This is a genomic window from Paraprevotella sp., assembly GCF_986071375.1.
The window spans coordinates 33,465-47,975 of the sequence record NZ_CFQRNQ010000018.1 but is presented as its reverse complement, the minus strand read 5'-3'; the positions used below and the strand labels follow the sequence as shown (position 1 = coordinate 47,975).

General features: G+C 51.3%; 11 protein-coding genes. 4 read left to right on the top strand and 7 right to left on the bottom strand.

What is annotated here, in order from left to right; translation table 11 throughout:
* From AC5RDV_RS10230 to AC5RDV_RS10215, 4 genes are all read right to left on the bottom strand, one after another.
* A complete protein-coding gene (locus AC5RDV_RS10230) occupies positions 1 to 1,275 on the bottom strand; it encodes an adenylosuccinate synthase (protein WP_008626909.1) in 1,275 nt (424 codons plus the stop codon).
* A gap of 94 nt (positions 1,276 to 1,369) precedes the next feature.
* The gene (locus AC5RDV_RS10225) at positions 1,370 to 1,972 is read right to left on the bottom strand and encodes a DNA alkylation repair protein (protein ID WP_282747887.1); all 603 of its coding nucleotides are present in this window, start codon (positions 1,970 to 1,972) and stop codon (positions 1,370 to 1,372) included.
* On the bottom strand, positions 1,972 to 3,948 hold the full coding sequence (locus AC5RDV_RS10220; protein WP_282747888.1) for a dipeptidyl-peptidase 3 family protein: 1,977 nt from the start codon (positions 3,946 to 3,948) through the stop codon (positions 1,972 to 1,974). The genes AC5RDV_RS10225 and AC5RDV_RS10220 overlap by 1 nt, the downstream gene beginning before the upstream one ends.
* 69 nt (positions 3,949 to 4,017) lie before the next feature.
* Complete coding sequence (locus AC5RDV_RS10215; RefSeq protein WP_008626905.1) at positions 4,018 to 4,455, bottom strand: helix-turn-helix domain-containing protein; 438 nt, start codon at positions 4,453 to 4,455, stop codon at positions 4,018 to 4,020.
* Between the two features lie 191 nt (positions 4,456 to 4,646).
* Between AC5RDV_RS10215 and recQ the strand changes: the two genes are divergently transcribed.
* Complete coding sequence (gene recQ, locus AC5RDV_RS10210) at positions 4,647 to 6,473, top strand: DNA helicase RecQ (protein ID WP_282747889.1); 1,827 nt, start codon at positions 4,647 to 4,649, stop codon at positions 6,471 to 6,473.
* Between the two features lie 39 nt (positions 6,474 to 6,512).
* Entirely contained in the window at positions 6,513 to 7,595 is a 1,083-nt protein-coding gene (locus AC5RDV_RS10205; protein WP_008626901.1) for a DUF4934 domain-containing protein, read from the top strand.
* 201 nt (positions 7,596 to 7,796) lie between these two features.
* On the opposite strand, the gene araJ is transcribed toward AC5RDV_RS10205, so the two are convergent.
* Genes araJ through AC5RDV_RS10190 form a run of 3 tightly spaced genes read right to left on the bottom strand, consistent with a single transcriptional unit; the run spans position 7,797 to position 12,441 of the window.
* The gene (gene araJ, locus AC5RDV_RS10200; protein ID WP_282747891.1) at positions 7,797 to 8,957 is read right to left on the bottom strand and encodes an MFS transporter AraJ; all 1,161 of its coding nucleotides are present in this window, start codon (positions 8,955 to 8,957) and stop codon (positions 7,797 to 7,799) included.
* A 53-nt stretch (positions 8,958 to 9,010) separates the two neighbouring features.
* Positions 9,011 to 9,652, bottom strand: a complete 642-nt coding sequence (locus AC5RDV_RS10195) for an N-acetylmuramoyl-L-alanine amidase family protein (protein ID WP_040602772.1) — start codon at positions 9,650 to 9,652, stop codon at positions 9,011 to 9,013.
* Between the two features lie 5 nt (positions 9,653 to 9,657).
* Positions 9,658 to 12,441, bottom strand: a complete 2,784-nt coding sequence (locus AC5RDV_RS10190; protein WP_282747892.1) for a coiled-coil domain-containing protein — start codon at positions 12,439 to 12,441, stop codon at positions 9,658 to 9,660.
* A gap of 145 nt (positions 12,442 to 12,586) precedes the next feature.
* Here AC5RDV_RS10190 and hisS point away from each other — a divergent pair, with 145 nt between their 5' ends.
* A complete protein-coding gene (hisS, locus tag AC5RDV_RS10185; protein ID WP_282747893.1) occupies positions 12,587 to 13,951 on the top strand; it encodes a histidine--tRNA ligase in 1,365 nt (454 codons plus the stop codon).
* A gap of 90 nt (positions 13,952 to 14,041) precedes the next feature.
* On the top strand, positions 14,042 to 14,494 hold the full coding sequence (locus AC5RDV_RS10180; protein ID WP_282747894.1) for a DUF4251 domain-containing protein: 453 nt from the start codon (positions 14,042 to 14,044) through the stop codon (positions 14,492 to 14,494).
* Positions 14,495 to 14,511: the final 17 nt, after the last annotated feature.

The window sequence follows — 14,511 nt, the reverse complement described above, 5'->3', positions numbered from 1 at the left end:
TTATTTTTTACGTACGATGGTCTGTGCGCGGTCGGGACCTACGGACAGGATCGTAATCGGAGTCTCCAATTCCGTTTCGAGGAAACGGATGTAGTCCTTGAAAGCTTGCGGGAACTGGCTCTCGTCCGTCATGTGCGACAAGTCTTCCTTCCAACCCGGAAGTTCCTTGTAGACGGCTTCGCAGCCTTCCGTCTCGAAAGGCATGTCTTCCATCACCACGCCGTCTTTCTTGTAGGCCACGCACGCCTTGATGGTGTCGAACCCGTCGAGCACGTCGCTTTTCATCATGATGAGCTGCGTCACGCCGTTGATCATGATGGCATACTTCAATGCCACCAAATCCACCCAACCGCAACGGCGGTTGCGTCCCGTCACGGCACCGTATTCGTGTCCTACTTCGCGGAGCGTGTCGCCAGTCTCGTCGAACAACTCTACGGGGAACGGACCCGAGCCTACGCGTGTGCTGTATGCCTTGAAGATACCGAACACTTCACGGATGTCCGTCGGGCCTACGCCCAGTCCCGTGCATACGCCTCCGCTAGTGGTATTGGAAGAGCTGACGAAAGGATAGGTTCCGTGGTCGATGTCGAGCATGGTGCCTTGAGCGCCTTCGGCCAACACGTTCTTGCCTTCCTTCAGGTAACGGTTGATTTCGATTTCCGTGTCTGTCAGGTGGAAACCGCGCAAGTATTCCACGCCCTCCAACCAGAGCTTTTCTTCGTCCGTGATGTCGTAGTCCGTATAGTGTAAGTCTTTCAGTATCTGTTTGTGGCGTGCTTTCAGAGCTGCATATTTTTCTTCAAAGCGGTCGAGGATGTCACCCACGCGCAAGCCGATACGTGCGGCTTTGTCGCTGTATGTGGGGCCGATGCCCTTGCCGGTGGTGCCCACTTTGGCCTTACCTTTGGCGGCTTCGTAGGCACGGTCCAGGACACGGTGGGTAGGCAGGATCAGGTGGGCGCGCTTGCTGATGTGCAGACGTCCTTTCAGGTCGTATCCTGCGGCCTCCAGTTCCTTGGCTTCGGCCATGAACAAGTCCGGAGCGATGACGCAACCGTTGCCGATGATGTTCACTTTGTCTTTTGCGAAGATGCCCGAAGGGATGGAGCGGAGCACGAACTTCTTGCCTTCGAAAATGATGGTGTGTCCGGCATTCGGGCCGCCTGCGAAACGGGCCACCACGTCATATTCCGGGGTAAACACGTCTACCACTTTTCCTTTGCCTTCGTCTCCGAAAACGATGCCTAACAGGGCATCTACTTTTCCTTTTTTCATATTCCTATAAAAGCTTTTGTTTTACCAAACCGCACAAAGTTAATCTTTTTTTCTTTAAAATCAGAATGATGTGCGTCCTATTTTTGTGGGAAGTTCAGAATCCGGCTTCCCGGAGAATCTTTTCCCCTGCCTCGTGTGCCGCGTCGTCCAATGCCTGGTATTTCTGTAAGGCCGAGACGGCGGCGCGGCGTACGGGGAGGGGCGCGTGCAGGGCCGTGCGGGCTTGGTCGAGAAACTCGTCGGCCGAGCGTTCGTTGGGGCGGAGGCCCTGCATGAACAGGCGTGCCAGGATCAGGTAGCCGCATTGCTGGAACATGTCGTCTTCCGAGGCAATCCATTCGTACGCTTTCTGCGAGGCGTAGGGCAGGCGGCAGAACAAGTTCTGCACGGTATGTTGTGCGATTTCCGTATTGGGCATCGCTTCCACCCAAATGTCGGCGATTTCGGGATAGAACGTATCGGTGGGTTGGAGCATGGCTGCCAACAGCTTGCATTCCCGGATGTCTTCTTTCCACAAGGCTTGGGCCAGGTCGTGGTCTGCGGGAAACCCGGCGGCGATGTCACGGAGCCGAGGAAGTTCCACCCCGAAGTTCAGTTTATAGTTCATGCCGTTTTCACGCATGTAGGCAGAAGCCACGCCGTTCATGGCGAGGCGCAACTCCGTTTTTATCTTTCGGATGGTTTCTGGTATGTCCATTATTCGTTGCAGTAAGGCAGGGTGGCATAGTCCCGGCTGTAGCGCAGCATTTGTACGTCGTAGGCTTCGCCGTATTCCACCTTGATGTCGGTGATTTCTTTTTGTTCATTGTAGACCGGCGTGTAGACCGGATTGATAAAGCCTTTGTAGGGCGAGAGGTGCAGTGCCCGGTAACGTTGCAGGATTTCGGTGTGCAGGTCCGGGTCGATTTTCACGCCGTAGCGTTCCACTAAGTCGCGTGCAGCCTCGTAGTCTCCTTCGCTTTTGATGCGTTGTATCTCGCGGAGCAGGAGGCCGAACAACTCGCGAAGCTTCTCATAGTCGCGGATGCGGACGTAGGTTTTCCCGTCACGTTTTACAAGTTCGGCCACCTCTTCTTCCCGGCCGTGCTCGTAGGTCCACCGGGCGATGAGGGCACGGTTGCGCATGTGGGCTTCTTCGATATCACGGCCCGGTTCGATGCGTACCGTTTGGGTCAACAGCCCGTTCATCATGTAGCCGTAATATTGTGCCTTGTAGGCTTCGGCATCGGGTGTCAGCCCTAATTCCACCAACTTGGTATCGGCCAGGTAATACAGTCCGAACAAGTCGGCCCGTGCTTCTTCGATGGCCGCCCCGTAGGCTTTCAGGGCATCCGGGTCCACGCCCGGCAGGAGTTTGCCGCTTCCATGCCCGAGGCATTCGTGCAGGTCGGTATGCAGGTCGTCGCAGGTATCCTGGTAACGGTCGAGCAGCCGGAGCGTTTCGTCGTCGATGACGAACTCCTGCAAGAAACCGTTACCGTGCGCCGCCTTGTTGTAAGCGTCTGTCAGGTTGCCGATGGTCACGCTTTTGCTGCCGTATTCCGCCCGCACCCAGTTGGAATTGGGCAGGTTGATGCCGATGGCCGAGGCCGGATAGAGGTCGCCTCCGAGGATGGCCGCCTTGATGACCTTGGCCGACACCCCCCGGCATTCCGCTTTCTTGAAACGGTCGTCCACGGGAGAGTGGTCTTCAAACCATTGGGCGTTGGCGCTCAGTTTTTCCGTACGCGCCGTGGCTTCCAAGTCCTTAAAGTTGGCGTATCCTTCCCAACTGGCTTTCAGTCCCAACGGGTCGCCGTAGGTTTCCGTGAAACCGTTGGTGAAGTCCACCATCGCTTCGGTCTCCTGTACCCACAGGATGGTGTATTCGTCGAATGTCTTCAGGTCGCCGGTGCGGTAAAATTTGATGAGTTTGCGGAGTACCTCGGCCTGTTTCCCGTTTTCTGCCACGTCGGCGGCTTTTTCCAACCAAAAGATGATGCGGTCGATGGCTGCGCTGTACAAGCCTCCCGATTTCCATACTTTTTCTTTTAGTTTCCCATCGGCTTTCACCAACCGGCTGTTCATGCCGTACATGACGGGGCGTGGGTCGCCCTCCTGCTTCATCGTGTTGTAGAAGGTTTCCGCTTCCGTCTGGGTCACCCCGTCACCGTAGTAGTTGCAGGCCGAGGTCTTTACCAAGTCGTCCCCGTCGGCTTGGTTGACGCGTTTAGGCATGACTTCCGGGTCGAAGATGACAGGCGCGAGCAAGTCGCAAAGCGCCTCGGCCGTCTGTCCATCTTCGAGCGGAAGCTTGTCCGCAGGGACGTTCCGGACGGCTTCCCGGAAGAAAGTTTCACTGAATCCCGGTTTGAACTTTTCGCAACCGTAATGGTGGTGTATGCCGTTGGAGAACCATACGCGTTTCAGGTAGACGGTGAATGCCTGGAAGTCCGCAGTGTTCCGGTCGCCGGAATAGTCGGTGTAGAGGGTCTCCAGCGTTTTCCGTATCCGCAGGTTGTATTTCCCGTTCTGGTCCCAAAGTATGTCACGGCCGGTCAGTGCCGCCTCGGACAAATAATATATCAGTTTTTTCCGGGCGATGGAAAGCCGGTCGAACCCGTCCACCCGGTAACGGAGCATCTGCAAATCTGCAAATTGCTCGTCATTATAGGAAAAAGTTTCTGTTTGCATGTCGGTATATGAATGAAAAAAAGGGATATATCGCACGGATGTATCCCTTTATATTTGGTTCATGTCTGGTCAAGCCTTGGCTGCTTCCTTCTCTTTGGCGAGATGTTCCATGCGGTAACCGCGCGGAGTGACACCTAAGATTTTATAGAATGCTGCGTAAAAAGACTGGCGGTTGGCAAATCCTACCATAGCCGAAATTTCCTCCATCGTCTTGTCCATGTATCTTTTGTCCGTCAGGAGATACTGGGCATCTTTGATGCGGTACTCATTGACCAGACTGGAGTAGTTCTGATGGAAGCGGATATTGACCACGGCACTGATATAACGCGTGTTGGTATTCAGTTCTTCAGCCAGTTTCTTGGCAGAATAACTTGGGTCGCGGTACTTCTTGTCCACCACGAACACTTTCAGGATTTTTTCATACAACTCGTCTACCAGTTCAGCTCTTACCAGAGAACGGTAGGCAGCATTCTTCTCTTTCTTTTCTGTTAAATTATACTTTCCCATACTTCGGATTGTTTTATTAAAAAATAATCAGCCCTTCTTTTGCCCCTTCGTCGGATATGATTATTCTTTTTGTTTGTTCATTTGTATGCAAAAATCGCCTTTTTTTATTTCTTGTACAAGCCTATTCAATTAAAAGATGCAAAAAAGGCGTATCTTTGTGGTGTTTTTCACAAAATAGGTAGTGAATAATTATGCAGAATATATTAAAACGGTATTTTGGCTTTGACTCTTTCCGTCCTTTGCAGGAAGACATCATCGGAAAAGTTTTGGCCGGACATGATGTCGTGGTGCTCATGCCTACCGGTGGCGGGAAGAGCTTGTGTTATCAGGTTCCTGCGTTGATGAAGGAAGGGACGACTGTCGTGATATCTCCTTTGATATCCTTGATGAAAGACCAAGTGGAGGGATTGCGGGCCAACGGTGTGCCGGCGGCCGCACTGAACAGCGCGAACGACGAGGCCGAGAGTGCCAGGGTGCGTGCCGCCTGCCTGAGAGGGGAGTTGAAGCTGTTGTATATTTCGCCCGAACGTCTGATGTTGGAACTCCCTTATCTGATAAGGGACATGAAAGTGTCCTTGTTTGCAGTGGACGAAGCGCACTGTATCTCGCAATGGGGGCATGATTTCCGGCCGGAGTATGCCCAATTGGGATTGTTGAGGCAGACGTTTCCCGATGTGCCGATTGTGGCATTGACCGCTACGGCCGACCGTTTGACAAGAGAGGATATACAGAAGCAGTTGGCTTTGTCCGACCCGGTCGTGTTCATTTCTTCTTTCGATCGTCCGAACCTCAGTCTTGACGTGAAACGCGGGTATCAAAAGAAAGACAAGGACCGTGCCATATTGGAACTTATCGCCCGGCATCCCGACGATTGCGGAATCATATATTGCCTGAGCAAGAAGACCACCGAAAGCGTGGCGGAGATGCTTCGTGGGCATGATATAGCAGCCGTGGCCTACCATGCCGGGCTCCCTACTGAGGAGCGCGAGAGGGCACAGGATGGTTTTATCCACGACCGTGTGCAGGTGGTGTGTGCCACGGTGGCGTTCGGTATGGGCATAGACAAATCCAATGTCCGTTTTGTGATTCATTATAATTTGCCGAAGAGTATAGAAGGATTTTACCAGGAAATCGGGCGTGCCGGGCGCGACGGTCTTCCGGCAGAAACGGTATTGTTTTATTCATTGGGCGATTTGGTGCAGTTGTCCAAGTTTGCCCAAGAGAGCGGACAGCGGGAAATCAATATGGAGAAGCTGCGCCGGATGCAGGAATATGCGGAATCCGACGTGTGCCGCCGTCGCATCTTGCTGAATTATTTCGGGGAACAGACCGACGGGGATTGCGGGAATTGCGATGTGTGCAAGAACCCTCCGCAACGGTTCGACGGCACGATATTGGCCCAGAAAGCCTTGAGTGCCATCGTGCGGGCGGATGAGCAGGTCAGTGCCCGAACGCTTACGGACATCCTGCGCGGCAATTTCAGTCCGGAGGTGACGAAGGGGCATTTTGAAACGCTGAAGACTTTTGGGGTGGGGCGCGACGTGCCGCCGCGCGATTGGCAGGACTACCTGATGCAGATGTTGCAGAACGGTCTGTTCGAGATAGCTTACGAAGAAGGCAACCACCTGAAGTTGACCGAAAGCGGCAGGCAGGTCTTATATAAAGGTAGGAAAGTGGAACTGGCCGTTATCCGCAGGGAGGAGAAGCCGCAGAAGCGCGGACGAAAATCCCTTCGTCCCGTTGCGGCTCCCGTTTTGTTTACGGGTGGTCGTCCGGCAGCGGCGCCGTTGGCGGCAGGCAGTCAGGAACTGTTCGAGGCTTTGCGGGCTTTACGCAAACGTCTGGCCGATGCACAGGGTTTTCCGCCTTATATCGTTATGTCCGACAAGGTGTTGCAGAATCTTTGTGAGGCTCGTCCGCAAACGGTGGAAGCATTCGGTACGGTCAGCGGCATCGGTGAATTCAAAAAAGAAAAGTACGGGAAAGACTTTGTGGAAGTGATTCGCCGTTTCAAGTGATTCCCGTACAGGAGGTTCTAATTTTAAAAGTAGAATGGTATGAAATATATCCATTATTATATATTATTTCTGTTCTTTTTTATTGCGTGCAAGGAGAGTAAAACAGATATTAACCCTTGTGTTCCACAGACGAAACTTGATGTGCCTTTGGAAGAAGTGTCAGGAATAAGTTCTTCGTTTATTGACACCGTTCTGTTCGTAAAACTACAAGAACCACAAAATACATTTAGGAATCTTGATAAGCTCAAGATATACGGTGACACTATATACATACTTGATGAAAGGCTATCTAAACTGATGTCGTTCGACAAGGAGGGGAATTTTATCACGCAGTATGGTGAGCGTGGGCGGTCGGGTTCGGAATATGTGAGGGTAAATTCTTTTGATGTGGACAAGCATTATGTTTATCTATATGATGATGCCAGTGAGAAGATGATTTCATTTACCCATGGTGGCGAATTCGTCCAAAAGGTGGAAACTTCTTTTTGGGGAGAAGACTTCAAAGTTTTAGACGATGGTTCATTCTTGTTTTCGTTAAAGCCCGGAAAGACGAATGTGAAACTTTGCATGACAGATTCACTTTTTAACATCAAAAAGGTGTTTTCTTACTTTGATGAGAAAGACCAAGACAATTATTCCGGCTATTCCCTTTTTCAAAAAGTGGGTGACAGCATTTATTATACGGATGACATGTCAGATACGACCCATGTGTTTACGCCAAAAGGTGAGTTGGTACATTCTTATCTCTTCAACTTCGGCAAATATGCGCCTCCTTTGGAGGCTCGTCATGATGCCGAACAACTAATTAAAGACAAGCATGTCTTTATGTACACTTGCCCGTTAATATATGAATCCAAATTGGTTATGTTTTTGAGAAACCGGAATCTTAGGACTGTTCTATATTATGACATGAGAGAGCGTATTGGTGGAAACAAGGATATAGACAAAGGATTGTCTCCTACGGATATTATCATTCCATTGTGTATGGCCGATGGGTGTGTAGTAGGGTATTTGGAAGATTACTGTCTGGATAGGTTTGAGGACAAGGCAACATTGCCTACAGATGTTGTACAACATTTGGAAAATGGTTACCGTGTCGTGGCATTTTATAGATTGAACTAACAAATTTTTGTAATGGTGACAAGGACATTGATGACGATGCCATGCAGATGAAATGGAAGTTTATTACTTTATTGTGTGATTCCATGCGTCTTATTTCTTATAAGAATATGGGGTAAAGAACCCACCATTGATGTCCTGTGTCATCAATGGTGGGTAGATCGTGATGTCTTGGCTTGTATTGAACTTACGGCGTTAGAGTTTTCAGGCCATAAAGTTTTCTTTCTTGTATTTTTTGCAGAACATGGCGGTGGAAATCACGCCGATAACCACAAAACCGGCACCGACCAGAGCTGGATAGTTGTAAGGCAGGCCGTATGTGACGGGAAGTCCGCCACAGTACGCTCCCACGGCGTTACCTAAATTGAAGGCAACCTGTACCAAAGCCGCTCCCATCATTTCCCCGCCTTTGGAAAAACGCAACAGCAGCAGTTGCTGCGGTGCGGACACTCCGAAGAGGCAAGCCGTGCAAATGCACAGCATCAGTACGGCAATGCCTGGATAGGACGCGAGGAAAAAAGTGGTGAGCAGTCCTAAAATCATGATCGCCTGTACGCCCAATATGGTTTTGCCCGGCGTATAGCGGTCGGCCAGCTTGCCACCCAACAGGTTTCCCACGCACATGCTGCCTCCGGCCAATACCATAAGCATGGTGATCTCGGAAGGGGCGAATCCCGCAATCCGGTTCATGAGCGGGCTGATATAACTGTACCAGCAGAAGATACCTCCGTTTCCGAAAGTGGTCGTGGCCATGATGAGCCAAGGTGCCGCACTTTTCAGGAAACGGAACTGCCCTTTCAGTCCTGTGTTCGGAAGAGGTTCCATTCGCGGAACCAGACGGTAGAGCAGGATGAAGGTGAGGATGCCCCATGCACCGTTGAACAGGAAAATCACACGCCAGGAGACCATGTCGCTCAACCACGTTCCTGCCGGGATGCCGATGAGGTTGGCCACGGTCATGCCCGAGCACATGATGGCGATGGCTGAAGTGCTCTTGCCGCGAGGAGCCAGCCGGTCGGCTACGATGGAGCCTACACCGAAATACGCCCCATGCGGCAAACCGGAAATGAACCGGAAGAGCACACCGAGATGGAGGTCTGAGCAAGAAGCCATCAGAAGGTTGCCCGTCAGATAAATCACGATGAGGCCTAACAGGATTTGATGGAGCGGGCGTTTACGGGCTACTAATACCACAGAAGGGGCACCCACGCAAACGCCGATGGCGTAGGTCGAGATGAGATGTCCGGCTTCGGGGATGCTGCATTGCATGGACTGGGCCACGTAGGGCAGAATGCTCATCATGACGAATTCTGCCATGCCCAAGGCGAACGTACCGAACGCCAGGGCGATTAAACTTTTCTTCATCTTAATAGAATCTTTTTACCTTATTATATAATGTATAGCTTGTAGCCGGAAGGTTATGGAACGCTTCGCCGGTAACGGATGAAGGCGTTGCTGATGCTGCGTGCCAGACGTTTCTGGCCTTTACGGGAGTTCATGAACCGTTCTTCGCTGCGGTTGGATATGAATCCTATTTCTGTCAATACGGCCGGCATGCGCGTATTGCGCAATACGGCGAAGTTGGCCGTTTTCACGCCTCGGCTTTCCCGTCCTGTTTTCACATATTCCTGTTCGATGAGTCGGGCCATTCGTTCACTGCGTCCTCCGCGAGCCGAAGGGTGAATGAACGTTTCTGTACCTTCTGCCCATCCCCGGGCCGAATTGGAATGGATGGAGATGAACAAATCCGCCCGGTAGAAATTGGCCATGCCTGCCCGGTCGTTGAGGCTGACGAACTCGTCGTCGGGACGGGTTTGTATGATTTCCACGTCGCGACATTGTTTGCGAATCAGTTTGCAGACGCGTCGGGCCACTTCGAGGTTGACTTCTTTTTCGAGCGATCGTCGCCCGGCGGCCCCTTGGTCGTTTCCGCCATGTCCGGCATCGACGACCAAAACGAAGCGTTCCCCACGTAGCGAACGTGAAGAGCGGCATCCTGTCACGACGAGCAGGACGATGAACAGGAGCGGCCATAATTTAAGAAAAGACAAGTGTGACATGCGCTTTATGATGTGATAGAAGAATCCTGTCCGGCGGCTAACTTCCGCAATGCGGTTTCGTGGGCTTCCAGTTTGGCTTGGCATCCGGCTATTTGTACAAGGATATTTTCCTGTTCGCTTTCCAACCGTGCTATCTCAGTGTTCAGCGCTGCTGTGCGGTCTTCCTTGTCCTGCCCTTGTGAAAGGGCGTTTACTTGATGGGCGGCCAGGGCCAGGCGGGCTTCGTCAGCCCGTGCTTCGGCCATCATGTTGTGGAGCGTGAGGGTTCTGATTTCCTGCCTCAGGGCATTCCAGTCGGTCGTGCTGTTGAATGTCTGTTCCAGTTCGGAGAACTGTACGGGAGAGTGCAGGGCATTGTATTTCCTTATCCAAATATCCAGTTCCGAACGCTCTTGGGCGATTTGCGTTTCGAGTTCCTGGGCCGTGTCGGTCATACGTTGGTTGTAACCTTGGTGTCGGGCAGCCTGGGCATGCGTCTCGTCTGCTTTGCTCCTGGCCTGTTCCTTTTGTTCTTCCAAAGAATATAAGGTACTGAATACTGTTTTGTTGTAGTCTTCCACATCGCCGTCCGGGAACATCTTGTATAATTGTTCGTGTATTTGGTTCCGGAATTCCGACATCCGCTCTATTTTTCCGTTGATGAAGTCCCGTTGTTTGCCCAATGCCTGTATGTGCCGGTCCGTTGTTTCCTGTAAGGTTTGTAGGCGGATGGTTTCGTTTTTGGTTTTGGCCATGTCTTTTTTCAGATTGAACCAACGTTCCATCTGTTGTTGGATATAGATTCTTAGGTTCTCGGGGTTTTCCGTCCATACTTTATACCAGTTGGAGATGGCCATCATCTTGTCGATTTCCTCGAACAGCTCGCTGTATTGTCCGTTGGTGCGCGACAGGGATTGTTGCAGTTGTTCCACCCGGTAGGCCACGATCTGGCAACCCGTATTCACTTCGTTCAGCCGTACGGCAATGTCATTCTTTTCCTGTTCTTTCAGGGCGATTTTTTCGTTGAGAGCGTTGATGTTGGACTGGTGGTAATTGAACGTGTCCAGTTCTTTTTGGGCATCCTCGGCATCCACTCCCGTCTTTTCCATGAGCTGTTGCAACATGATGCGTCGCCCCTCGAAGTTCGTACTGGCGGAACAGTCTTTAAAGGAACGGTCCAGGGCAACGAAGTCTTCCCAGTGTGCCACGTGGTCCTGCAATATTTGTTTGTAGGTCTCCAAAGCCTGATGGCACATTTCGATGCGCCCTTCCTCTGCGGCCTGTTCCTTTCTCAGCTCGTCCAAGAGGGTTTGTTTGTGTTTCAGTTCCGTGGCGGCCTGTTCGAAATCGATTTTGATTTCCCCGATGAGTTTGCTTTGTTCCAAAAGCGTGTCGGAATGGTAGGGATGGTGTGTTGCGCCGCATACACTGCAACTGACCCCCTCCTGCAAATCCTTTCGCAGCTGCATGACATCTTGGCTTTTGCTGAGGGTATAGGCGTATTTCAGTTCCTCGCATTGCCTTTGAAGTCCGGCCGTTTCGGGTTCCAGTTTGGCTATTTGCGTTTTCAGGGCATCATTATGATGGCGCATGCGCATGATTTCCTGGCTTTTTTCGTCTACGCGGTTGTATCCTTCCGCAATTTGTTTCCACAGCCGTGTGGCGTTCGTCAGCATTTCCTTTTTGCTTTTCAGGTCCATGGCCCGTTGCTGCAGGTTGTAGCTGTTCATGCCCACGATGCTTTTCTGGTGTACTTGCAGCTCGCTTTGCAACGTGTTGATTTGTGCGTCGATGCCTTGTGAGGATAGGAACAGCTTGTTCAGTTTCTCGTCTTGTTCGTGCTGTTTCCTGAGTGTCCTTTCGAGCACGGTTTGCAACTGTTCTTTGCGTTTTTTACGGGATTGCAGGAAGTTCAGGCGTGTCTGTATGGCCTCCCCCTTTTCCAACATGCTTTGTAACGATTCCAAGTTCTGCAACTGCTGTTGTTGCTGTGCCGCTTGTTCCTTGTTCTTTTTTAGTTCTTCCGCTGTTTCTTTACCTTGTTTTTGTACTGTGGAGAGTGCTTGCTCGATTCGTTCTTTGTAGTCGGATAGTTCTTTCAGGTCAGCGTCGTGGAACCGCAAGGCGGCTTGCAGGCGGTAACCTTCGGCCAGCGTTTTCTGTATCTGTTGCAAGTTGTGCCATGCTTCCTGGTATTTCTTGTTTTCGGTTTCCGCCTTTTTTTGGTTTGCCTTGTCTGCCGATAAGGCTTCCGTCAGTTTTTCTGCATGCAAAGCACTGCCTTTGCGTATGAAGTGGAGGACGTTTTCTTTCGCCTTGATGCGTTGGTAGTTGCCTAGCACCGCTTCAAAAGTCTCAAAGCGTTCCAGTTCCCTGATTTCTTTCAGGTGGGCGTTGTAGTTCTTGTTGCTTTCGAAAAAGGCTTGCCTGTACTTTTCCAACGTGGCGTTCAGTTCCTTGAACTTGTGCAGCCATTCTTTCTGTGCTTGTAGCCCGCCCAGGGTTTGCGCAATGTTGGTCAGCTTGGTCTTGTAGAGCCTCATGCTGTCTTGTATGCGTTTCAGTTCGATGGGAGCGAGCGCCTGTTCTCCGTCCTTTTGCCGTTTGGCTTCAGCCTGTGCGATTTGGCGGAACATCCGCGTCACCTCTTCAGGCATGTCTGTACCGAACTTTTCGGCAAACCACTGTCGGGCGGTTTCTTCAGGGGTAAGGTTCGGGGTTGTAGTGGACGTGATGTCCGTGGAGACAGTCGGTATGGGCGAGTCAGGTTGCTCCATTTTTTCCGGTGCGGATTTTCGAAAAAACTTCATACGCTTGAATGCTTTTAATCTCGTGCAAAGTTAGAAATAAAAACGGATGCAAACTATATTACGGCGTATTATCTCCGGGCCGTATGGCAAGTTGTATGAAAAAAAAGTGTAATTTTGCGCAGGAATCATAAAAAGGAGACAGAATATGGCTACGAAACCCGGAATACCTAAAGGTACACGTGATTTTTCGCCTGTGGAGATGGCGAAACGCAATTATATATTCGACACCATCCGAGGCGTTTACGCTTTGTATGGTTTCCAACAAATCGAGACACCTGCCATGGAGAACCTCTCCACGCTGATGGGCAAATACGGCGAGGAGGGAGACAAGTTGCTTTTCAAAATATTGAATTCCGGCAATTTCCTTTCCGGAGTGGCGACGGAGGAATTGGGTGAGGCGAACACGAACAGGTTGGCGGCCCGCCTGTGTGAGAAAGGGCTGCGTTATGACCTGACCGTGCCTTTTGCCCGTTATGTGGTACAGCACCGTGACGAACTGACCATGCCTTTCAAGCGTTACCAGATACAGCCTGTGTGGCGTGCCGACCGGCCGCAAAAGGGGCGTTACAGGGAATTTTACCAATGTGATGCCGACGTGGTGGGCAGCGATTCTTTGCTGAACGAAGTGGAACTGATGCAGATCGTGGATACGGTATTCACCCAATTCGGCATACGGGTATGCATCAAATTGAATAACCGCAAGATCCTGACGGGTATTGCCGAGATGATTGGGGCGGCGGACAAGATTGTGGATATCACCGTGGCCATCGACAAACTGGACAAGATAGGGCTTGACAATGTGAATGCCGAACTGAAGGCCGGTGGTCTCAGTGACGAGGCCGTGGCTCGTTTGCAGCCCATCATCAGCCTGAGCGGAACGAACAAGGAGAAGCTGGCCGTGATGAAGGACGTCCTGGCCGGGAGCGAGACCGGTTTGAAGGGCATTGCGGAATGTGAGTTCGTGCTCGACACATTATCGGCTTTAGGACTGCGGAACGCGGTGGAGCTAGATTTGACTTTGGCCCGGGGGCTGAACTATTACACCGGTTGCATTTTCGAGGTGAAAGCTTTGGATGTGGAAATCGGCAGTATCACCGGAGGAGGCCGTTACGATAACTTGACAGGCATTTTCGGCATGCCGGGAGTGAGCGGCGTGGGCATCTCGTTCGGGGCAGACCGCATCTTCGACGTGCTGAACCAACTCGATCTTTATCCGAAGGAGACTGTCACGGGCACGGAGTTGCTCTTCGTGAATTTCGGCGCGGCCGAGGCGGCTTATTGCCTGCCCGTCATGGCACAGGCGCGCCGAGCCGGAGTGCGTTGTGAGATTTATCCCGACAGTGCCAAGATGAAAAAACAGATGAGCTATGCCAATGCCAAGGCGGTGCCTTTCGTGGCGATAGTCGGCGAGAATGAAATGAATGAGGGGAAAGTCACACTGAAAAACATGGAGACGGGAGAACAGTCGCTCCTGACACCGGACGAGATGATAAATATCATTAAAAAATAGTCCTTTGCGATACAACTTAACGGCCTTTGTTGTTACTTTATAGTCAAACAGCAAAGGCCGTTTTTTTATTTTGCGGATAAGGAGGCAGGTATGAGGACGAAGTATTGTTTTTTTGTTATTTTTTGGGGTTTGTGCCCTGATCTGTCGAGAGCGCAGGACACCAAACCTTTCGATGCCGACAGTTTCAATGTGGACGTGACGTATATGATGCCGGTGTCTTATCCGGCACGTACGCTTTCGTATGGCTACGGGGTGGCATTGCGTAATGATTCCGCTTTTGTGTATTTGCCTTATATGGGAAGGGTATACCAACCGGCATTGAACGACGACGGCCTGCGTTTCGCCCTTCCGGCAAAGGATGTCAAGACCCGTGACGTGGGCGATAAGGGGAAGCGTGTGGAGTTCAGCGTGCGCAAGGTGCCGGTAGTGTATAAGTTTACCGTGACGGGATACGAGGGCGGCAGGGCGGATATTATCTTGATTCCGAGCAATGCGCAGAGTATTTCGTACAGTGGCTATTGGAACGAAGAAAACCAACCCTGAAAATGAGATGGTTAAGA